This is a genomic window from Nostoc sp. CENA543 (genome assembly GCF_002896875.1).
GTDB lineage: Bacteria > Cyanobacteriota > Cyanobacteriia > Cyanobacteriales > Nostocaceae > Trichormus.
In genome coordinates, this window is the sequence record NZ_CP023278.1 from 4,033,578 (window position 1) to 4,053,937 (window position 20,360).

The 20,360-nt window shown below is 40.6% G+C and carries 20 protein-coding genes; 3 read left to right on the plus strand and 17 right to left on the minus strand.

The features are described 5' to 3' along the window. Positions 1 to 51 precede the first annotated feature (51 nt). The 10 genes from CLI64_RS16695 to CLI64_RS16740 all read right to left on the minus strand — a co-directional run bounded on the left by CLI64_RS16695 (position 52) and on the right by CLI64_RS16740 (position 11,265). Positions 52 to 342: a hypothetical protein gene (locus CLI64_RS16695; protein ID WP_103138261.1), complete on the minus strand. Its 291-nt coding sequence runs from the start codon at positions 340 to 342 to the stop codon at positions 52 to 54. A gap of 185 nt (positions 343 to 527) precedes the next feature. Further along, the gene (locus CLI64_RS16700; protein ID WP_103138262.1) at positions 528 to 839 is read right to left on the minus strand and encodes a P-II family nitrogen regulator; all 312 of its coding nucleotides are present in this window, start codon (positions 837 to 839) and stop codon (positions 528 to 530) included. Positions 840 to 1,011: 172 nt separating this feature from the next. Continuing rightward, on the minus strand, positions 1,012 to 1,311 hold the full coding sequence (locus tag CLI64_RS16705) for an RNA-binding protein (protein ID WP_103138263.1): 300 nt from the start codon (positions 1,309 to 1,311) through the stop codon (positions 1,012 to 1,014). Positions 1,312 to 1,578: 267 nt separating this feature from the next. Then, positions 1,579 to 2,145, minus strand: a complete 567-nt coding sequence (locus CLI64_RS16710; RefSeq protein ID WP_225977368.1) for an antibiotic biosynthesis monooxygenase — start codon at positions 2,143 to 2,145, stop codon at positions 1,579 to 1,581. A gap of 243 nt (positions 2,146 to 2,388) precedes the next feature. Continuing rightward, positions 2,389 to 4,086, minus strand: a complete 1,698-nt coding sequence (locus tag CLI64_RS16715) for an alpha/beta hydrolase (protein ID WP_103138264.1) — start codon at positions 4,084 to 4,086, stop codon at positions 2,389 to 2,391. A gap of 146 nt (positions 4,087 to 4,232) precedes the next feature. After that, positions 4,233 to 4,880, minus strand: coding sequence for an NADPH-dependent F420 reductase (locus tag CLI64_RS16720; protein WP_103138265.1), 648 nt, complete (start codon positions 4,878 to 4,880; stop codon positions 4,233 to 4,235). A 26-nt stretch (positions 4,881 to 4,906) separates the two neighbouring features. Next, positions 4,907 to 5,626, minus strand: a complete 720-nt coding sequence (locus tag CLI64_RS16725; protein WP_103138266.1) for a helix-turn-helix transcriptional regulator — start codon at positions 5,624 to 5,626, stop codon at positions 4,907 to 4,909. 421 nt (positions 5,627 to 6,047) lie between these two features. Further along, complete coding sequence (locus tag CLI64_RS16730; RefSeq protein ID WP_103138267.1) at positions 6,048 to 6,677, minus strand: response regulator transcription factor; 630 nt, start codon at positions 6,675 to 6,677, stop codon at positions 6,048 to 6,050. 235 nt (positions 6,678 to 6,912) lie between these two features. Next, on the minus strand, positions 6,913 to 9,903 hold the full coding sequence (locus CLI64_RS16735) for a GAF domain-containing sensor histidine kinase (RefSeq protein ID WP_103138268.1): 2,991 nt from the start codon (positions 9,901 to 9,903) through the stop codon (positions 6,913 to 6,915). A gap of 345 nt (positions 9,904 to 10,248) precedes the next feature. Further along, on the minus strand, positions 10,249 to 11,265 hold the full coding sequence (locus CLI64_RS16740; RefSeq protein ID WP_103138269.1) for a M28 family peptidase: 1,017 nt from the start codon (positions 11,263 to 11,265) through the stop codon (positions 10,249 to 10,251). A gap of 383 nt (positions 11,266 to 11,648) precedes the next feature. Between CLI64_RS16740 and tmk the strand changes: the two genes are divergently transcribed. Together tmk and CLI64_RS16750 are read left to right on the plus strand one after the other, a co-directional pair. Then, positions 11,649 to 12,326 (plus strand): dTMP kinase, encoded by a 678-nt coding sequence (gene tmk, locus CLI64_RS16745; protein ID WP_103138270.1) that lies wholly within the window; start codon positions 11,649 to 11,651, stop codon positions 12,324 to 12,326. Between the two features lie 213 nt (positions 12,327 to 12,539). Further along, positions 12,540 to 13,280 (plus strand): Uma2 family endonuclease, encoded by a 741-nt coding sequence (locus CLI64_RS16750; RefSeq protein ID WP_103140767.1) that lies wholly within the window; start codon positions 12,540 to 12,542, stop codon positions 13,278 to 13,280. Positions 13,281 to 13,364: 84 nt separating this feature from the next. On the opposite strand, the gene CLI64_RS16755 is transcribed toward CLI64_RS16750, so the two are convergent. Further along, positions 13,365 to 14,150, minus strand: coding sequence for a choice-of-anchor W domain-containing protein (locus tag CLI64_RS16755; protein ID WP_192881551.1), 786 nt, complete (start codon positions 14,148 to 14,150; stop codon positions 13,365 to 13,367). Between the two features lie 440 nt (positions 14,151 to 14,590). Further along, on the minus strand, positions 14,591 to 14,842 hold the full coding sequence (locus CLI64_RS16760; protein WP_103138271.1) for a phage tail protein: 252 nt from the start codon (positions 14,840 to 14,842) through the stop codon (positions 14,591 to 14,593). Between the two features lie 152 nt (positions 14,843 to 14,994). Here CLI64_RS16760 and holB point away from each other — a divergent pair, with 152 nt between their 5' ends. Next, positions 14,995 to 15,963 carry a DNA polymerase III subunit delta' gene (gene holB / locus CLI64_RS16765; RefSeq protein WP_103138272.1) on the plus strand — a complete coding sequence of 323 codons (969 nt, stop codon included), beginning with the start codon at positions 14,995 to 14,997 and terminating at the stop codon, positions 15,961 to 15,963. Positions 15,964 to 16,006: 43 nt separating this feature from the next. Here holB and CLI64_RS16770 read toward each other — a convergent pair whose 3' ends face one another. The 5 genes from CLI64_RS16770 to CLI64_RS16790 form a co-directional block, all read right to left on the minus strand. After that, positions 16,007 to 17,536: an NAD(P)H-hydrate dehydratase gene (locus CLI64_RS16770; protein ID WP_374703976.1), complete on the minus strand. Its 1,530-nt coding sequence runs from the start codon at positions 17,534 to 17,536 to the stop codon at positions 16,007 to 16,009. Between the two features lie 119 nt (positions 17,537 to 17,655). Beyond that, positions 17,656 to 18,333 carry an SAM-dependent methyltransferase gene (locus CLI64_RS16775; protein ID WP_103138274.1) on the minus strand — a complete coding sequence of 226 codons (678 nt, stop codon included), beginning with the start codon at positions 18,331 to 18,333 and terminating at the stop codon, positions 17,656 to 17,658. Positions 18,334 to 18,475: 142 nt separating this feature from the next. Continuing rightward, entirely contained in the window at positions 18,476 to 18,856 is a 381-nt protein-coding gene (locus tag CLI64_RS16780; protein WP_103138275.1) for a hypothetical protein, read from the minus strand. A gap of 38 nt (positions 18,857 to 18,894) precedes the next feature. Then, positions 18,895 to 19,806 carry a hypothetical protein gene (locus tag CLI64_RS16785; protein ID WP_157943284.1) on the minus strand — a complete coding sequence of 304 codons (912 nt, stop codon included), beginning with the start codon at positions 19,804 to 19,806 and terminating at the stop codon, positions 18,895 to 18,897. Positions 19,807 to 19,830: 24 nt separating this feature from the next. Beyond that, a complete protein-coding gene (locus CLI64_RS16790; protein ID WP_103138277.1) occupies positions 19,831 to 20,280 on the minus strand; it encodes a deaminase domain-containing protein in 450 nt (149 codons plus the stop codon). Between the last annotated feature and the right edge of the window lie 80 nt (positions 20,281 to 20,360).

The following is a 20,360-nucleotide window of genomic DNA, read 5'->3' on the forward strand; positions in this document are numbered from 1 at the left end:
TGGTTAGCGTTAATTTTAGACCATCCAGTAAATCTGAGAAAAAAGACAGACTCATTGACTAGTAATCATCATCCCGCCTTGGAGACTGCTTACACAAGAATTAATATGAGAACGGATAGCTCGTTCATAAACAGCAGTTTGTTGTGTGCGTATGCCTACAGGCTGATAGATCAAGTTAATTTCAGGAAATTCGCACCAGTACATTAAGAAAATGTCTTTAGCAGGAGTAGTAATTTCATAATTATTCTCTTGCCTTTTCTTCCTCAATTTACAATTGTTTAGTTGTAATTTTTGTCTAAATAATTTCTCAAACTCGGAAATTGTATTTGTAGTAGTTTCCATTATTGATACACCTAGCAATCTGCTATTAGAGTCTACATGATTTTGGTGATATCCCTGAGTATGATAATGAAGCTATCTCATCTGAAAGCTAATCATATCAAGGGTTTCAATTACATGGCAATTTATAAAATTTGCTCCCGACAACATATCTATACAAATTGCCGTAGAAAGAAAAGAAAAGTTAATCAATAGAAGGCTTCTATATTATGTCGGAAGGCGATTAAGGCGTGCTTACCTTGCTCCTCTTTTAATTGACAAATGATCTCATCAGATACCGCTAATGAAACGATTGTTTTAATTTCAATATTGGTGTTGTAGCCTGCTATATCTGCCAAGCGTCTTCCGTGACCGCCTTCACCCTGTACTTGACTAATGGTGTAGCCGCTTACATTATGGCTTTTTAGCAGCTTAACAATACGGTCTTTCAGCACCGTTTCACCAATGATAGTGATTAAAATAGCGGGTTCTACAGGAGTGTAAGTACCTGAGTCTGACATGGAGAACTCCAGATATTAGTTTTTAGCTCGTGAAAGTTTGAGAGTTCTTTCACTGCATAGTTGAGATTCGGTATTAAAAAGGCTCAAGCATTTCTGCCTGAGCCAGTGCTAAATGCAATTAATGTGCTTGTTGGATTAGTGAATTAAGCTTCTAGAGCTAAATTTATAAGACTTAGTAGCGATTACGTCCACCATAGCTTCCCCGACCGCCACCAAATGAACCTCTATCTTCTTTGGGTTTAGCTTTATTAACTTTCAGGTCACGTCCCATCCATTCTGCACCGTCTAGTGCTTCAATTGCAGCTGTTTCTTCTGCATCTGTACTCATTTCCACAAAACCAAAACCGCGTAAACGGCCTGTTTCACGGTCAGTAGGTAGCTGAACCCGTTTCACAGAACCATATTCTGCGAAAACTGCATTTAAAGTTTCTTCTGTAACTTCATAAGAAAGATTGCCTACATAAACTGACATAAATTGTCTCCGAAATCATAAATGTTAGGAGATTTAAGTTTCGGAGAATAGTCTGTAAATACCAAAAGGAAAAAGCCCGTCAATACTAAAAACAAACGCGGTCGCCGAATTAATTCTCACTTACTAGTATGGCATAGCAAAAAATTATCAAGGGATAATTACAAAAACCGTTATATAAAGTCATGTAAACAATTTATGGCTAAGTATAGTAACTTTCTTAGTGCGGCGCGTCTACATACACGTTGAAATAGTTTTATTAATTTTAGATTACTTTGACGGGTATAGCCATCCTTTAAATAAACGCGTTACTTGGGGCATAATTAACCAAGTCATTAACGGCATTGTGATACTAATATTGATTAGAGTAGCTAACCACAAAGGTAGACCACTAGTAAATGGTCTTAGTACACCAGGCATAAAATAACTCACTGGATATATCCCAACTGCACTAACAATTGCTGTTTTCCATTTAGGTGGCGGTACTGCATTGGGAATTTCTGGTAAAGTAAACCAAGCTTCTAGACTATTGACACGGGTAACTTTAGCTTCATTCACAGTCAGTACATCTGCACGCGCAATCCAAGCTTGACAAATTGGTGAAGTTTCCCACTCTTGCAAATGTTCAGGAGTGTCAAAGCGTAAGATGAGTTGCCATTCACCTCTTTTACTACTGGGGTAAAGTACATCACTACCCAAATATCCAGGGAAGGTACTAGCAGCTAATATCACGCCTTTAGTAGCGTCTTCAAAAGCCGCTTCTAATCCTGGTTTAACTCGACGCGCGATCGCAATAACTCCGGGTGCTAAATTGATTGGTGGTTGATTGTGATTCATTGAACATCAAAATATTGTTTGATTAGCACTAGTGGTGAGTGGTGAGTGCTGTTAGCGGAAGCGGGGCGTTTAGCCGGTGCTGAGTAGTGAGTGCTGAGTGCTGAGTGCTGAGTAATAAGTAATAAGTAATAAGTAATAAGTTATGAGTGGTGAGTTATCCAGTGCTGAGTAATGAGTAAAGTTTTTCTTCCCCTGCTTCCCCTGCTTCCCCTGCCTCCCCCATCCCCAGTCCCCAATCCCTCTCTAATTCTGATTACTGAGATTAGAATAATTTTGATAGAGTTTATCTAAAATCTGGGTGATGGCTTCACCACTATTAGAATTAACTAAACTCAAATTTAAGGGTGCTTGACTAATAGATTGAGCATAGGAAGCTGTGAGATAAGGTCTATATTCTGATTGGTTGCGAAGCTGAGTTTGGAAGAATGCAACTCCTAGAGCATTCATATAGGAATAGACACTTTTTCTATCAGGCCCTAATAGTCCTTGGGGAACAGGAATCACGCTTGTACTGGTGGGTAAATCTGACTGTACAGAAAAGTGAGTGGCATTTTCAATTAAAACTAAATATTTATCTTGACTAGATATTTTAGTAAAAGGTCGAATTTGTTCGGGAACTGCGGGGGTGAAAATATCTTGACTAGCAGCCACCATCATCACCGGAATTTGTATTGTGCTGACACCTTGATCGCCAAATACAACACTATTTAAAGGATTCATCAACATCACGGCTTTGACGCGCTCGTCTTTGATGGGATAGTTATCAGGTGGGAGGTCACTAGCACGACATTGTAAAAATGTGGAAATATTTAAAGAGCGATTAGGATTACATTCTTGGTTAATTTTGTCAAAATCAAAAGTCCCGCCAGCTAAGGCTAATGCTGTATAACCACCAAGGGAATGTCCAATTATTCCTACTTGTTGGAGATTCAATTGATTTTTAAACCTAGCATCAGTTGCATTTAAATTTTGTAGTTCATCTAATAGATATTTGACATCTAAAGGACGATCAACCAATTCTATAGGTTGGGGAGGGCTAGCAATTCCTGATAAGAATTCTTGAAATTGTTGGGAATTACCCACAGGATGATCAAGAACCGCTACCGCAAAGCCATAGGATGCTAAATGTTGAGCTAGATAGACAAAAGTATTGCGGTCTTCTGCTAATCCATGAGAAATCACGATGACTGGGTAAGGTGCAGAATCTTTTACTGTTGTTGATTTGGGTTGTGGTAGGTAAACATCAACATCATATTTACGTTCTAGGACAGTTTTTGATTTACCATCACGAGCGCGATCGTGTAGAGTGAAGGTAAATTTATTGCTTTGAAAATCACCTGGTTGGCGAATATCTGGTTTTTGGCTAAAGTCTATTGTTGCTGAATTTGCAATTTCTTGATTTGATAATTGTTGAATTTGCGAAACTACTATATCCCTTTTTTGTAGTAGTCCTGATAACTGTCCTATGATTTGTGTTGTTTCTGAAAGATTCAGACGAATACTGGGACTAGAATATTTTTTGATAATATTAATTAATGTCAGTCCTTCAGGACTAGCCGCAGACAAAATTAAAGCAGAACGCAGGGCATGAAAACCATTATTACGATTTCGCGTCTGTAAAATTTCTCCAAAGCGGAGTAGCATTTTTTCGCCGATTGGTGAGTAGGTAAATTGGGACATTACCGTGGGGGTAATTTGAAATTTTGTCCCTAAAAAACCTCTGAGTTGAGCTAACTGCTCAGGTTTAGTACGATTAGCGTAAAAAGCAAAATTTGGAGTGATTTTACCTTCATTAACAAAAAGCTCTAAATCTTTAACTGAGACATCAAAATCACCAAAAGGCGGATAATTGAATTCAATTTTCTCTGCGGCTAAGACAGGTGTAGCAATAGAAATACTGGAGATTGTACCCAAGCAGCAGATAATAGCTTTTTTCCACATAAGGAATTTACAGACTAGGATGTGTGAAGTTATAGACCTGGAATGTCGCAAATCTTTGATAAATTGATGATTCTAAATTACTGCGATCGCTCTTAATATTGCATCTATGATAATTACACCCGTTGATTCAATATTTCTTTCTCTGCTTACCGTTGCAAGGCTTTAAGTCCTAGATTCGGAAATAACTTACTGGCTACAGCAAACTGTACCCAAGCTGTAGCTAAGGTTTCCAGGGAACGGGCTACTATTAAATCACCTGCATCTATGGCTTCATAACCGCATTCTTCAATTAAACCAGCAACGACCTTTTTAGCTGCTGCGTCATCACCACAATAAAAAATACTAGGGCGATCGCTACCAAAGTTTCTAGAGTCAGCCGCAATCACTTCTGCAAAGGTGATATTAAAGGCTTCCACAACCTTTGCTGTTGGTGCTGATTTTTGAATAATTTCAGCAACGGATGTTTTTAAGTCAGTGGCTATACCTATGGTTTTGCCTGTAAAGTCTGGTTGTAAGCCACTCACACAAGTCATCACAATTTTACCGTCGAGAGAACCCGCAAAACGCAGAGCTTCTTCTAAAAACGGCATCCATACAGCCAGCATGACTACATCACTTTGGGAAAATGCTGCTGTCGGTGTTCCTACTTTGGCATTTTCACCAGCCGACGCAGCTAATTGATGTAACTTATGATCATCTCTGGAGTAGGAGAAAATGACCTCATGTCCGACTTGCGCCCAAATTTTACCCAACCCCCCACCCATATTTCCTGCGCCAATAATGCCAATCTTCATGGTCTTTTCCTCTATTTTGGGAGTAATTAGTCAATTGTGGCCATACAGCTATTTTCGGCAAAATATCTAGGTGTCACTCCGGTATATTTTTTGAAATGTTTGGTGAAATGACTTTGATCTGCACAGCCCACCATGAGTGCAATTTCTGCGATCGCATATTTTCTTTGTCGCAGTAATTGTTTAGCCTTTTCCATCCGTTGCTGCAACACATATTGATAAGGTGTCACACCCATTGATTGCTTAAACAGACGACAAAAATAATACTGACTCATCCCACAAATTTGTGATAACTCAGCTAACTGAATTGGCTGTGTCAAATGACTGTGGATGTAGTTTATTACCTGCTTGAGTCTATGGTTGGATAATCCTCCAACAGAATGCGGTGTTGGTAGTGGGAACTCATGGTGTTGTGGAAGAGGATAAATAATTAATACCTGTGGAAGTGACTCTGTAACAGGGTTTTCATTTAGTTTTGTCTGCAACAAACAAGCGATCGCTTCTACTTGAGGATGACAATTGCCCGTATTCATTAACTCCATATCGTTTTCCTGTAATCCACCGATTTCTGCTGCTGTTTGAGATAACAAAACTGGATCAATCACAAGCATTAACGATTCATTTGTAATTTCCCATACCCAAATCCCTGGTACTTTTGCTGGATAAATCCAGAATTCTTGTTTGTTTTGTAAGTTTTGAGAGATTTGCTCACTACCATTCCCAAAAACAAAACGATGAAAGTCTGGCAACAAATCCTCCTATAAATGTGTCTAAATTAAAACTTTATGCAACGGCAAACATTAAAACCCATGATGATACCTGACATTCTTAATTACGTAAAGCCTGCGGCATAGCTGCGCTTAGAGCAAAGCGGAGTGAGAGCATCGTTGCGTTAGCAAAGCGGGACGTTATACCAATTCTCCAAAATCAAGCAACAGATGCAAACCTTAAAACCCAGATAATACCTGCTTTTCTTAATTGCGAATTGCGAATTGCGAATTGCGAATTGGTATTAGTCTATTGGTATGAATCTTGCATTGAGGCACTGGGTTTACTCTATAGGATCAGCCCAAGTTTGTCCCTATGCCAAAGTTCAAGTGTTGAGCATAGGAAACAGTCAAGATTGATTTATACTCAGGATGGGGAAAATACCTTAACTTTTGGCTAGGTTTAAAGACTGACAATCCCGCGTTTGAGGGCTGTAATCACAGCTTGGATGCGATCGCTCACTCCCAGTTTACTCAAGATATTATTGACATGATACTTGACAGTACCCTCTGATATCTGCAATGCGCTAGCAATTTCTTGGTTAGTCTTACCAGTAGCCATCAAGCGGATAACTTCTAATTCTCGCCCACTCAGTTGTAACACACCCACTCTTTCCGCTAGTTTTGCACCCACGGAAGGAGGAATATACTTTTGTCCCGCATTCACCATACGAATAGCTGCGAGTAATTCATCTGGTTCAGCATCTTTCAATAAATAACCCTTAGCCCCAGCCTTCAGTCCACGATAGATGTCTTCATCACCGTCATAGGTAGTCAGCACGATAATCTGGGCATTTTCAAATTCATTACAAATAGCAGTAATAGCTGCCACTCCGTCCATTTCCGGCATCCGTAAATCCATCAAGGTGACATCAGGTTGATGTTGTCGAAATACAGCGACAGCTTCACGCCCATTACACGCCTGTCCTACCACCGCCATATCTGATTCCCGATCAATCATGGCAGCTAAACCTTGGCGAACCACAGGATGATCATCAACAATCAAGATACGGATCTGGTTTGGCAAAAGCATAGGAGTGGTGAGTGCTGTTAGCGGTAGCGCGGCGTTTAGCTGGTGCTGAGTAATAAGTAATGAGTAATAAGTAATGAGTAATGAGTAATAAGTAATAAGTAATGAGTGAGTTAAGAAATAAATTCTACCTTGTCCACCTTGTCCCCAATCCCCAGTCCCCAACTCTTCTTCATTTTGAATTTTGTAGCTTGCTTCCCGTAAGGGTATTTTGAATTTTGAATTGATTCATCCCTAATCACTCTCGACTAATAGATATGGTAATTTCAGTTCCTTGACTAGGGATACTTTGAATTGTCAGCTGTGCTGCCATGCGATCGCAACGTTCTTTGATCCCCATCAAACCAAAACCTTTGGTTGTAGGCACACTATTGGCCTCAAATCCTTTGCCATTGTCTTTAACACGCAAGATAAATTGCTTCGGTTCATACACTAGTTCAATCTTGATTTCACTGGCAATTGCATATTTAATGGCGTTTGTCAATGCTTCTTGACCGATTCGTAGTAAATTATTCTCTATATCTACCGCTAAGGGATAAATTTCCCCAATAAGCTGACAAATAATTTGTTTTTCCACAGATACAGACATTTGCTCTGCTAGACGGTTAAAAGCTTTACATAGATTGTTAGTTTCTAGGATTTGAGGACGCAAAGCATTGACTGAACGCCTGGCTTCGGCTAGTCCTTCACGGGCGAGATCCCTGGCTTGGGTGATGTGTGTTTGCACTTCTGTCAATTGATGCGGAACTATTCTAGAAGCTGCCCCCAACTGTATAATTACACCAGTAAAAGCTTGAGCTAGGGTATCGTGAATTTCTCGCGCCATCCGGTTACGTTCTTCTAGAATTGCAGTTTGGCGGCTTTTTTCGGCTAAATGCGTCAAGTGAATGGCTAATGTCGCTTGTTGTGCTAACGCCATAATCAGTTCAATATTTGGGGGTAAGCTAGTTCTGGGTTCGCGGAAGCACAAACCGATAAATCCCAAGGGACGAGAACCCAAAATTAAGGGTACACGTACAATAGAACGATGTCCTTGCTCCCGATGCCACTTGACACCTGAATGAATGGCGTGATTGCATTCATCTAAATTAAAAAATATAGCTTCACCTCGAAATAGAGCTTCTTTCCAAAAGGAAATCATATTGCCTTTGACTGGCACTCGAAACGGTTCTAGGTCGGGTGTAGTCCTAATGGGCAGTACCTGGCCTTCTCTGACATATCGTTTCATGATTTGGGTATTAGATGTTTCGTTGTAGAGAAACAAGGCAGCCGCATAGGATTTAGCTTGGGCAGAGGCTTCTATGAGAATATGTTCCCAGAACGTTTCTAAGTCTGGTTTATCTGCTAGACGATTCACACAACCACGCAAGGATTCATTGGCTCTCACCAGTTCAGCAATTTGCTTGTTAGCCGCTTTTTCCTGTTCTTTGAGGATGGCAGCTTGTTTGGCGGTTTCGGCTAATTGTGTTAGTTGAATGGCTAATGTTGCTTGATGTACTAATGCTTGGGCTAGTTCAAATTCTTCTGGGTTCAAGGTGGCTTTCTTGGTAAATGCTAACCCTAAAAAACCTAAAGCAATGTCACTACCCAGCATTAGGGGAATACACATGGCGGTCTGATGTCCCATTTGGCGATGCCATTTGACAGTTTCAGGCCAATGTTCGGGATGAGCGTTTTCCCAAATAGCAAATTCTAACGGTTGTTTGGTGGTGATCAGGATTTCCCAAGCTTTGGTAATATCTGCGGGGATTGGTTCTAGGAAGGGTGGGATATTTTGTAGTTGAGCTTTCGGCATTACTTGGCCGTTCTCCGAACCCAAATGTAACTGTAGAGTATGGGAGGCCGCATCATAGAGAAATAGATGCGATCGCTGTGCGCCTAGTTGATGTTGAATTTCTAAGATGACGTGACCCAGAAATGTATCTAATTCAGCATCGGTGGCAAGGCGGTCGAGGCTATTTTTGAGGGCTGTGTTGGCTTTAGATAGTTCTGCTACTCGTTTCTCGGCAGCTTTAGCACGTTCTGCAATCAGGTGTTCTACTAGTTGTTGACGATGTAAAGCTGCACCAATGCTTTCAGCCGCAGTAGTCAAGACATCAATTTCTTGTTGACTCCAAAGACGCGGATAAACACAATCATCAAAGGCTACACAGCCAATGTAGTTTCCAGCAATAAATAATGGCACTGCCCCAGAAGATTTAATTCCCAGAAGTGCAAACTGTGGTTTGATTTCATTGGGAAAGTCATCAATTATGCACCACCTCGAACGTCCCGCATACAGTTCTTTGAGAAGACAATCAACATGATCATTGTCAATGACTGCCATTGTGGGATGATTAATCTGAGGGATGATGCCTTCAGCTACCCATTCATAGGTGATGTGGTGCTGTAGTTTGTGTGTAATTGGGTCTTGACGTTCCAAAATCAGTTGCACACGGCTCATACTTCCTACTTCCCCTATTGCTTGTAAGGCTGTAGGAATTGCGACATCAATGTCTTCGTTTTCTAAAAGTTTTTTCGTAACTTGGGCAACTACAGATAGTAAGCGATCGCGCTGTTGTAATTCTTGATGGGCTTTTGCTAGTTCGGCGGTGCGTTGCTTTTCCGCTTGCTGGATACGTTGACGCTGAATAGAACTGCCAACACAAGCAGCTAAGGTTTTGAGTAAGGCTAGTTCAGATGCACCTCGATGTTTGACTTCCCGACAGTCATCAAAACCCAATGCACCCCAAGACTGACCTTCCACAAAAATCGGTACAGCGTGCAGCACCTTAACACCTATTGCCGCTTGACTACTGCGAAATGGTTCCGGCATTTCTTCTAGGAGATAGCTGAGGTTTTGACCTTGGCTTAAAAGTTCATACCAATGTGCAATTCCCCCATTCTCATAAACTCCTTCGGCTGCATCAGTATGGGAAATTTGAGATACTGTATGGGGTGAATTCCATTCATATAAAACTTTCCAACAGCGTTGGGGTAGGGTGGGATGAATAAAATTTTCAATGACGGCTACGCGATCGGCATCTAAACCTTCCCCAATGAGTTTAAGCGCATTTCTCACCGCTTCATTGAGATCATTGATCGTCAATAAAGCGTTAGCTGCTGCGGCTGTGGCTTCTAAAACGCGCTCACCTAAAGTGGGACGCAGCCCATCGCGGTTTTCTTGCAGACCGTTGCCCGTTTCCAGTTGTGCAACTAGTTCTTGTTCGGTACGCACCAAGGCTTGCATTGATTTTTACTCAAAACTCAAAATATCTCAGTCGATAGATGTGAATATTGATGACAAGGTTTAAGTATTTAAAAACCTCTATACATCCAAGATTTTGTAACTTTAAATTTGTATAACCATATCTAGCATTAATAATGTTTCAATGGAAGGTAAAATCTGACTTTCTTAATTTGGGGTTGGCATTTTATTGCAGGGAAAATGCCAAACTATAGGAATCATAATTTGATTTCTGCGAAGCTAGGTAAACTTTGATTTCTTCTTAACCTGTTACCTATTCCCTGTTACCTTCCTCAGCAAATGATTTCACTCATCAAGTCGGATTCACACATCGTAGATTTTTGATTGTTAATTTGGTGCTTGTACAGTTTGTTGATTTAATAAAGTATTAGTAGCATTAACTACAATTTGTGCGGAACCGAGAAAAAACGATCGCTCGATATTATTAGGCGTATCACTAGGTTGATGATAGTGGGGTGTACGAAGATTAGCGGTATCTGTGACCAATACAGCACCGACTCCTTGATACCAGAAAGGCGCATGATCACTCCGCAGAGTGTCCGGTGTCAGTATACCTTTGAGGGGAATCGGTAAAGTCAACACAGTTGGTAAATTCGTTAGCTGAGATTTTTGAAAGGCTGTCAACAGTGATAAATGTTCTGTATCACCTACGGCAACTAAAAAATCGCCTTTGTCACTAGGTGGAGTCACAGGTAAACCTTGGGGATATTGCTGACAACCACTAGTGTAGCAAGCATAACCTATCATATCCATGACAATTACGCCCTGGAGATTTTGCAAACGCTGTTCTTCCTGCACAAAAGCTTTACTTCCCACTAATCCTGCTTCCTCTTTGTCAAAAAATGCTAACTGCAAAGTTTGGGGTGTGGGTAAAGAGTGAAAAATTCTGGCTAATTCCAGTAATACTGCTATACCGCTAGCGTTATCATCAGAACCAGGAGAGGCAGCCACAGTATCATAATGGGCAGCCACTAAAATTGCCTTGGCTGTGGTGTCAGTTCCTGGACGTTCCGCAAATACATTCACACCATCAGGAAATCTTTCTAATTTCGGTTTCCAGCCGAATTTACCTAATTCATTCGTGATATAAATTCGAGCAAGCGATCGCTCTTTAGCTGTGTAGCGTTGAAAATTTAACTTTTGAATATGAGCTAATAATCTATCCGCAGATACTTGCAAAGCCGGATTAATTGCTGGAGATTCTGGTTGGGTTTGCGGTGTAATTACTGGTCTACTCTCTACAATTTCTACCGATTCACGTTGTTGAAAAAATGAACTCTCTCTACCACCAACAATCACAATTGCCACAAGCACCAAAAGTGCCAACCAAATCCTTTTTTTCATAAGAATTTATTCCTGCCTTCCCAACTAGGTTAACGCAGATAGTCAATGGTCAATAGTCATTAGTCATTAGTCATTAGTCATTAGTCATTAGTTATTAGTCATTAGTCATTAGTCATCACTCATTACTCATTACTCATTACTCATTACTCATTACTCAGCACTCATTACTCAGCACTCATTACTCAGCACTCATTACTCAGCACTCATTACTCAGCACTCATTACTCAGCACCGGCTAAACGCCGCGCTACCGCTAACAGCACTCATTACTTCTCCCTTGTCTTCCCATGCCCAATGTCCCCACCTATCACGTAGACTGTTAAAGCATCTAGATGCTGGTTTCTTCATTTTGAATTTTGAATTTTGAATTTTGAATTACTAACGATGGGTGGCAGATTAATTGTATTTGAGGGTGTAGAAGGTTGCGGCAAAACTAGCCAAATGCAGCTTTGTGCAGATTGGTTACAAGCTTTGGGGATTTCAGTAATTATTACTCGTGAACCAGGGGGAACGGAGTTAGGTGTCCATTTACGGCGATTGTTATTAGAAAAGAAAGAGGATCAGCCTGTGGCTGAGGTGACGGAATTATTATTGTATGCTGCCGATCGCGCACAGCACGTTTCCCAAGAATTGTTACCCAATTTAGCCGCAGGGAAGTATGTTTTGTGCGATCGCTATGTTGACTCTACCATTGCCTATCAGGGTTATGGTCGCGGTTTGGATATGAATTTAATTCATCAACTTAATCAGATTGCTACTGGTGGCTTAATTAGTGACTTAACTATCTGGTTAGATGTAGATGTAGAGGTGGGATTTGCTCGTAAACGTGGGGATGCAATGGGATTAGACCGTATTGAGCAAGAAACTATTGCTTTTCATCGTCGTGTGCAACAAGGCTATCAAGATTTAGCTGCTTCCTCTGCCTCTCGTACTGTTCGGGTTGATGGTAGTTTGAGTAAAGAAAGTGTACATCAAGCAATACAGGCAGTTTTACGTTTACACTTCCAGGAGTTGTCAACGAAGAGGACAGGGGGCAGGGGGCAGGGGGCAGGGGGCAGCTAACAGGTGTAGGTTTTTTACGTTGTGTACCAAAAACCTTGGTTTTGGGGTGTAGGGGTTAGTAAAACAATGATTCGTAGGGGCTTGAAATAATGAATAATGGTGCTTTAATCCCTGTCTGTTGCCAGGGAAAAGTGAATTTACCCCTTGCTCCGCCGTAATTGCTCCACTTGGGCAATGATAAAATCAAACTACCCAATGCCACCACTTGCGGTTATGGTTAACACCTCTCCACAACAACCAACTTCTTCAGCTACCCCTGATTATATTCCTCCTCTTGAGAGTGGCGATCGCTTGGTTCGTCCTGAATTTGAGCGGCGTTACAGTGCTATGCCTAATCTGAAAAAAGCTGAATTAATTGAAGGAATCGTTTACGTGGCTTCCCCTCTGCGCTTTGAACCCCACGCCGAACCCCACGGCAATTTAATGGGCTGGTTATGGTCTTATAAAGTGGCTACACCTGGCGTTCGACTAGGTGATAACCCAACTGTACGACTAGATTTAGATAATGAACCCCAGCCGGATGCTATTTTGATCATTGATACTGCTTGTGGGGGACGTTCTTATATTGGTGTGGATGGTTATGTGGAAGGCGCGCCGGAATTAGTTGCGGAAGTCGCTGCTAGTAGTGCAACTAAAGATTTGTACGATAAAAAACGCGCCTATCGTCGCAATGGCATTCAGGAATATATTGTTTGGCAAGTATTTGAAAGCACCGTGAGTTGGTTCAGTTTGCAAGATGGTGAATATGTGGAGTTAACACCAAATCCAGATGGTATCATTCAAAGTCAAGTATTTCCAGGATTGTGGCTGGATGTCTCTGCATTAGTAACAGGTAATATGCAGCAAGTATTGGGGGTGTTGCAAACAGGATTAAATTCAGGGGAACATCACAAGTTTGTTGAGGAGTTACACAAATTTGCTACAGGCGATCGCTTTTCAGGGAATGGGGAATAGGGGACTAGGGACTAGGGATTGGGGAAAATACTGGACGGAGATTTATACCCCGCCCAACATAATCTTCAATGTCAAAACTTAACATTACAAAGATATTTCTTTTGTTGAGTTATTCACAGATGACTTTTTCTTGCCGTAACCTACAGCAGCAACACCAGCTAAGAACATCGCACCCACCATTCCAGGTTCAGGTACAGATGTAGGAGTAGAACCCACTTTAATTTGATAAGCTAGGGCTGAATTTCTGGGTAACGCATCTGTCCAACTCATTAACACTTGACCTGTGAGGGTAAAAGGCTGAGATATATCGCTGATTTGCAGATAGTCTATATCTCTTCCCGTTCCGCTTACAGACGAGAGAACAGTATCACCAATTGCTGTGCCATCAAAGACTAAGTTACTCAGTTCTATAAAACTATTATCAGCTGCACGAGTACGGATAAAAATACTATTAGCAGCGCCAGTAAAACTAGTAGTGCTGAGTAGTTGTCCACCCACAATATAGTTTACCTGACTGCCAGTGTATTCTAAGGAAAAATTCACCGGTGTACCATTACCCCATACACGTTGACCTGATACCACTGGTATACCGCCAGTCAAATTACTACCACTAGGTATCAAGGGTGTGTTAATACCTAATTCTCTTTCCGCAGAATTTAAGCTGTTGTTCCCAATGCGGCCTTCAGCCACAAATAATTCTTCAAATTCACCGTTAAATAGCAGATTCTCGAACTCTGCATCCGTAAAACCTGCTCTATTAACAAGTGTAAAAGCCTGGGCAGCGTTAGTTGTCAGCAATAAACTAACAGTAGTTAATCCTAAAGCTGTCAGGAATTTGCTTTTGGAGCTAAATAGTTTTGACGATAACATTGTTTTTTTTGATTGTTGATGGTTAGTTAGTATGTGCTTAAACAGTGGAAACTATCTAAAGTTATGTAGCAGAATTTGCTTCTATCTTTATTTATTAGGTTAGTGCTTGAACGGTGTTTTGTCTAGAAAATGTGTATATATTTACTAAATTTTCGATTATTAATGTAAAGTATTGATTTTTATGTGGAGAATACTTAAATAATAGTTAACATTTATGATAGGAGTTTTACTGTGATCAGAGATAATTCTGTATGATATTCACAGTGTTTGTATATAGCAGTCCTATCTGATTTGTGAGAACTTGCGGTGTCCAGATCCCCGACTTCTTTGAGAAGTAGGGGATCTTGTGTCTCATGAATGATTTAGGACTGCTATATGAAAAATGTAAAATTATTTGTAGTTAACTAAGTCATGAAGACATCTAACAGACACTTAGGTTACTACCAACGGGACGGGTAAATTCCTTCAAGGCAAATGATGTATCGAGATTCGCCTTTTCCGTCTGTATCCACGACAACAGGTAGATTGGGCAGAGCGAAATTCCTAACACCATCACCACCAAAATTATTGCCAAGTATAGAAAACACGGCAGTGTGTTGCTGTATAGATAATAATTGTCCATCGCAGAATGCCCAGCCTCGTGGTGCAAAATTTCCAGCGAACAGTATAATTTGTCCAATGAGAAAGTCCATATTTTTCCCCCAAATTTAATAGACATAGCAAACAACTGCTTTATATGCAGCATTTAGCCGAAGATAACCACAAAATAGAGAAAAACGGCGATTATTAAGGCAAATACGTGAAAAATTAAATAAGCTTTATATGTAATTTTAATTACTTAATAATGACCAATAACCCGTTTGCACCATTGGTAGGACAAAAGCAAGCTATTGAGTTACTGACTCAAGCTGTTACGCAAAACCGAGTCGCCCCGGCTTATCTATTTGCGGGGCCAGATGGTGTAGGACGGAGTTTAGCAGCGCGTTGCTTTGTAGAGTTGTTATTTTCAACTGCTGTAGAAGCGCGACTTTTCTCATCTTTACAACAGCGTTTGCGTCAAGGTAATCACCCTGATTTACTGTGGGTACAGCCGACTTACCAATATCAAGGGCAACGCCTCACCGCCGCAGAAGCTGCTGAAAAAAAACTCAAACGCAAAGCACCACCTGTAATTAGGCTGGAACAAATTCGAGAAATCACTGAATTTCTCAGTCGTCCTTCCTTGGAAGCACCCAGAAATATAGTAGTCTTGGAGGAAGCCCAAACAATGGCGGAAGCAGCAGCTAATGCGCTACTCAAGACTTTGGAAGAACCAGGAAACGCAACGATAATTTTAATTACTCCTGCACCGGAATATTTGTTACCCACTTTAGTATCACGCTGTCAGCGCATCGCTTTTTCTCGCCTGGATACAGAGTCTTTGACTCAGGTGTTGACAAAGACGGGGCATCAAGAAATATTACAATATCCTGCGATTTTGAGTATAGCAGCAGGTAGTCCAGGGAGTGCGATCGCAGCTTACGAGCAGTTACAAGCCATTCCCTCAGACTTACTCGAAAATTTACTGCAAGTACCCACATCCCACCGCCAAGCTTTAGAACTAGCTAAACAAATTGACAAAGAATTAGATACAGAAACCCAACTGTGGTTAGTTGATTATTTGCAGCAGTCTTACTGGCAACAATGGCATCAACCAACCATCATGAATCAATTAGAACAAACACGTAAATATTTACTCGCTTACACCCAACCCCGTCTAGTCTGGGAATGTACATTATTATTCTTATTCCAAACTCTGAATCCTCAAAATTAAAGTCCTGTTCGCTATCCCCACCAAAGAACCCTTTCAGGAAATCCTAAGCAGTTTGAATTACGGGTATGAGGTAATTTGTCAAAGTATAGGCATCCACTCCTAATTCTGTGCGTTCTTTAGCTGCTAAAATTCCCGCCTGGGCGTGCCACCATGCGGCTGTAGCCACAATATTTTCTATGGGCAATTCTTTAGTGATAGCCTGGGCTAATAATCCCCCGATTAAACCTGTTAAGACATCTCCGCTACCACCACGGGCTAAAGCTGGGGTACTTTCAGGATTAATCCAGACGATACCTTGGGGATTGGATATTGCTGTTCTGGCACCTTTTAATAAGACGACTGCCCCGCTTTGGGTGGCGGCTTCCTGCACAGCCGCTATTCTATGTTGTTTAGCATCTGGTAAATGGGGAAACAAGCGTTGAAATTCACCTGTGTGGGGTGTGAGGATGGTTGCAGCTTGGCGTTTTTGTAAGGTGGGGATGGGATTTAGCCCTGCTAAGATATTCAAAGCGTCGGCATCCAATATTAAAGGGCGATCGCATTGCATCACTTCTTCGACAATGGGAGTAGCATCTGTAGTTAATCCAGGGCCACAAGCGATCGCACTAAAGGAATTTAAATTTGTCTTCTCTGGTAATTGTAACTGAGCGATCGCCCCACTTTCCGTCTCTGGGCAACCAACAATCAACGCTTCCGGCAAATGGGAAACCAAAAGCGGCTTGAGAGATTCCGGTACAGCCACAGACAACATCCCCACACCACTAGCCCTAGCACCCAAAGCCGTTAAAATCGCCCCCCCTGCATAACGCCGCGAACCGCAAATCAATAGTAAATGTCCCTCTTTATATTTATGGGTGACTAAGGGACGAGGTAGAGGTAGGGTAGAAACTGCCGTGGCTGTTGTGATGCGTTTTAGTTTGTGGGTATCGCCTAACACCGCTTGCACGTCAGCCACAGGAATATCAAAATCAATCAACTCCACTCTACCCACATATTCCAAAGCCTGATCCTGTAATAAACCCAACTTCCACAAACCCAAACACAGGGTATAAGTTGCGCGAATAGCCGTCCCCAATACTTCACCTGTATCAGTATGCAAACCGGAAGGCACATCAATACTAATAATAGGTTTATCCCAGTCATTGAAATGATTAATAGCCGAGGCGATGGGATCGGTAATGGCTTTTTCTAAACCGAAACCAAACAACCCATCAACTAAAAAATCACATTCAGGTAATTGTTCAATCTCTTGATAACAAGGGATACCCAAACTTTGAGCATATTGCAAATGCTGTGAAGTTAATTCCTTAAACTTAGAAAAAGGTGCATAAATCCAAACATCTAGCCCTTGAAAATGTAACTCACGGGCTACAACTAACGCATCTCCGCCATTATGTCCAGGGCCAACAAGGATACCAACACACAAACACGAACCCCCTTGTCCCCCTTGTCTTCCCTGTCCCTCATGTAAATAAATATCCTGAACACGCCTAGCAATAAGCCCCGCCACCTTTTCCATCAAAGCAGCAACAGGCATTCCGGCGGCAAATATTCGCCCTTCAATGTCCCGCATTTGGGCAGCAGTGACAACTACTTGGGAAATTTGTTCTTTTCGAGTCAGCACTTCACCTTACCGTAATTGATTAGCTAGCACATATCAATAATCTATAGCGCAAGGACTAAACAAATTAATTAGTGTATCCTCAGCATTTCGTTACCACCACGCTGTAACTCATAGCCAACTTGGTGAATTTCACATCTGTACCCTTGCTTTTCTAGCTGCTCAACTATAGATTGCAGGTGGGGCGATCGCTGTAACATTAAAGTTAATAATGGGAAAATCCTCACTTCTTTGCAGACTCGCAGCATTTCCCGAATTGATTCTAAATGAAAGTTTTCATCAAAATGGTCAGAATACAAAAATAGAAAATGAGAACTCAAACCCAAGTCAAATTCACCATCTTGGTACTTTAATTTGGGTAACTCCCCCACCTCATATCTACCCTCATCTTTGCCTAATTCAAAATCTGCACAAAAAAGTTGCGTGACTTGTTCGCGATTTTTCCTCAAACCATCGGGTGATTTATGATACTTCCACACCCAATCATCAGGAGTTCGTTCTATTTGTGCAATCACATTGTCAACGACTTGATTAAAGCGATCGCGAATTTGCGCCGATGTAAAAATATAAAGTGGGTCAATAGACTTGATGCGATATCCCTGTCTTGTACCTTCGGCATTGAAGCTAGCCGGGCCATCAGCTACACTCAAAATTGATTTTTGTAAGTCAGCATCAGTCAAGTTAAACATCTTGACATATTCATCCAGCGACCTCCCAAAAGGAACGACCTGTTCTAACTGCATTACCATTAACCGTGATCCTCAAACTCAAAAATGTGTCAATTAACACCTTTATTGACGAATTAAAACGCACTAACAGTTAACATTAAACAGGATATCTAAGTCATAATAATTATCCGCTTTTGTTTTATTTGACAATTACAACTTGACTTTAATAAGACTCAAATCTCCTACTGTCATAATAGAAAGTTAAAAAAGTACCATCATCAACTATTATTCCCAAAATAATATCTAAAGTTTCTAAAAAATAAGGACTACCAGATTCATTCTCTTGACTAATCACAGGTTCATCTAGTATAGAAATGACAATAGCAGGTTGGTTATAGTATGGGAATTTTCTGTTTTTCAGATTATCTTTCCATTTGACAATTTGTCCAACTACAAAATCCTCTTTTTCAATAAAATTTTTGCAAGCAGATTTTAGCAAATTAACATATTCTTCATCATATTGTTTTTCTGCTGTTTCTTCATTAGCATCACCCACACGAAGACTATTTAAAATTTCACCTATCACATCTTTTTGCTCACTCATTGCATGACATCCTCTCCGTTCAAAAATAGTAACTCATTTTAATTTATACTTGTCTTATGCTTGTTTATAAAAAATTTATTATTGTCAAATTTTTTATCTAATAAATTATTTTTGAAAGCAATATTAAATGTGTGGTTTGAATTGGTTAATATCCCAATATTTTTAGTATTATAATTTTTGTTTTTATCTTTTTCAGCTAGAGAAATAATAGTCCACAGTGCTATACTGATGTCATTTAATTTATCTATTTGACGAGATATTATGTGTTTTTCATGTGCTGATTTACCTGTCGAGTAGATAGAGCTAGGAGGCAATAAATACCAACTTGCTGGTACAACATCTAATAACCACCATTCAAATAATTCGCGTCTGCTATCAGAGCCAGGAAAGATGGCATAGCCCTCTAGACAATCATCTAAAATATCTATCAGTGCGGCTAGTGACTGATTAGGAGCAAGTGCTTTTATTGCATTACTATAAACATCCAAAGCTTCATATAATATCTGGAAGCTGGCAATTTTTTTTGTTGTATTCAAAAGTTGCAAGTGATTGACTGTAGCATTTTCTGCTATTGTTCTCACGGCTTGAACACTTTGCTCTTCATTATTAAACATTTCTGTGATATTGGTTATTAACCAAACAGCTACTTGGTTAATAGTTACCTGGGGAATACAGTTATCAGGCTGATAATATTTAACTGTAGGTTCTACAACAACAGCAAGTATCAATGCCATCCAAACACAACGAAGATGGCTTAATGAGGGATTTTCATTCTGAAATGAAGTAAAAATATCGTCTAAAGCGTCTTCAAGAGAGGCTGTTGCTTCTGGTTCATAGAGTTCTTCATAATGTTCTTGCAATACCTTGTCTAATGTTCCTTGTAGTGAGTTAGGTAAATTGCACCGTAATAATGACTTTCTGTTTATAGAACTACTCCTTCTCGAAGTCATAACTCCTCCCTAGTCCTGTAGTAATTATGGTGGATATGGGTAGTCCCAAAAAACCTCTATTTCTATATGTGGAAACTTTTCCCTAAACTGCCTTAACACGCTGTTACAACTCTCGCATGGTTGAAACTCAGTATAAAGATAGAGTTTGCCCTTTACTTGAAGATCGTAAAACATTTCCAGGATATGAGCAATTTCCGATAAGACTTTATACTCGGCATCAGTATCCATCAACCGATTTGTGCGAGAGTCAATAGATGGCTGAAATTGCCCTCCTTCTGATTTAGGAGTAGGTGTTGTGCGGAGCGGACTCTTGCTACCCCCTTTGGAAGTAGCTCCAGCACAGAAAGCTACATTGTTATCAAGGTACAATTCAGCAATTGCAACATTGCTTCTACCAACAGGTTTTCGTAGATACAACTCCCTAATTAAAGCCGCATTATTTCGTAAATCCTCCTTTTTCAGGTTAGGACTCATGGAGGTAAATCACTAAAGTAGTCAGATGTTTCCTAGCTAACTTGCAAACATAGACAACCGATGAAGTTTTTTTCGTAAAT

What these genes read in the sequence shown, in the direction of transcription:
- CLI64_RS16695 (WP_103138261.1), bottom strand. Translation starts at nt 342, where the DNA reads ATGGAAACTACTACAAATACAATTTCCGAGTTTGAGAAATTATTTAGA.
- CLI64_RS16700 (WP_103138262.1), bottom strand. Translation starts at nt 839, where the DNA reads ATGTCAGACTCAGGTACTTACACTCCTGTAGAACCCGCTATTTTAATC.
- CLI64_RS16705 (WP_103138263.1), bottom strand. Translation starts at nt 1,311, where the DNA reads ATGTCAGTTTATGTAGGCAATCTTTCTTATGAAGTTACAGAAGAAACT.
- CLI64_RS16710 (WP_225977368.1), bottom strand. Translation starts at nt 2,145, where the DNA reads ATGAATCACAATCAACCACCAATCAATTTAGCACCCGGAGTTATTGCG.
- CLI64_RS16715 (WP_103138264.1), bottom strand. Translation starts at nt 4,086, where the DNA reads ATGTGGAAAAAAGCTATTATCTGCTGCTTGGGTACAATCTCCAGTATT.
- CLI64_RS16720 (WP_103138265.1), bottom strand. Translation starts at nt 4,880, where the DNA reads ATGAAGATTGGCATTATTGGCGCAGGAAATATGGGTGGGGGGTTGGGT.
- CLI64_RS16730 (WP_103138267.1), bottom strand. Translation starts at nt 6,677, where the DNA reads ATGCTTTTGCCAAACCAGATCCGTATCTTGATTGTTGATGATCATCCT.
- CLI64_RS16735 (WP_103138268.1), bottom strand. Translation starts at nt 9,903, where the DNA reads ATGCAAGCCTTGGTGCGTACCGAACAAGAACTAGTTGCACAACTGGAA.
- CLI64_RS16740 (WP_103138269.1), bottom strand. Translation starts at nt 11,265, where the DNA reads ATGAAAAAAAGGATTTGGTTGGCACTTTTGGTGCTTGTGGCAATTGTG.
- tmk (WP_103138270.1), top strand. Translation starts at nt 11,649, where the DNA reads ATGGGTGGCAGATTAATTGTATTTGAGGGTGTAGAAGGTTGCGGCAAA.
- CLI64_RS16750 (WP_103140767.1), top strand. Translation starts at nt 12,540, where the DNA reads ATGGTTAACACCTCTCCACAACAACCAACTTCTTCAGCTACCCCTGAT.
- CLI64_RS16755 (WP_192881551.1), bottom strand. Translation starts at nt 14,150, where the DNA reads ATGTTATCGTCAAAACTATTTAGCTCCAAAAGCAAATTCCTGACAGCT.
- CLI64_RS16760 (WP_103138271.1), bottom strand. Translation starts at nt 14,842, where the DNA reads ATGGACTTTCTCATTGGACAAATTATACTGTTCGCTGGAAATTTTGCA.
- holB (WP_103138272.1), top strand. Translation starts at nt 14,995, where the DNA reads ATGACCAATAACCCGTTTGCACCATTGGTAGGACAAAAGCAAGCTATT.
- CLI64_RS16770 (WP_374703976.1), bottom strand. Translation starts at nt 17,536, where the DNA reads ATGCGGGACATTGAAGGGCGAATATTTGCCGCCGGAATGCCTGTTGCT.
- CLI64_RS16775 (WP_103138274.1), bottom strand. Translation starts at nt 18,333, where the DNA reads ATGGTAATGCAGTTAGAACAGGTCGTTCCTTTTGGGAGGTCGCTGGAT.
- CLI64_RS16780 (WP_103138275.1), bottom strand. Translation starts at nt 18,856, where the DNA reads ATGAGTGAGCAAAAAGATGTGATAGGTGAAATTTTAAATAGTCTTCGT.
- CLI64_RS16785 (WP_157943284.1), bottom strand. Translation starts at nt 19,806, where the DNA reads ATGACTTCGAGAAGGAGTAGTTCTATAAACAGAAAGTCATTATTACGG.
- CLI64_RS16790 (WP_103138277.1), bottom strand. Translation starts at nt 20,280, where the DNA reads ATGAGTCCTAACCTGAAAAAGGAGGATTTACGAAATAATGCGGCTTTA.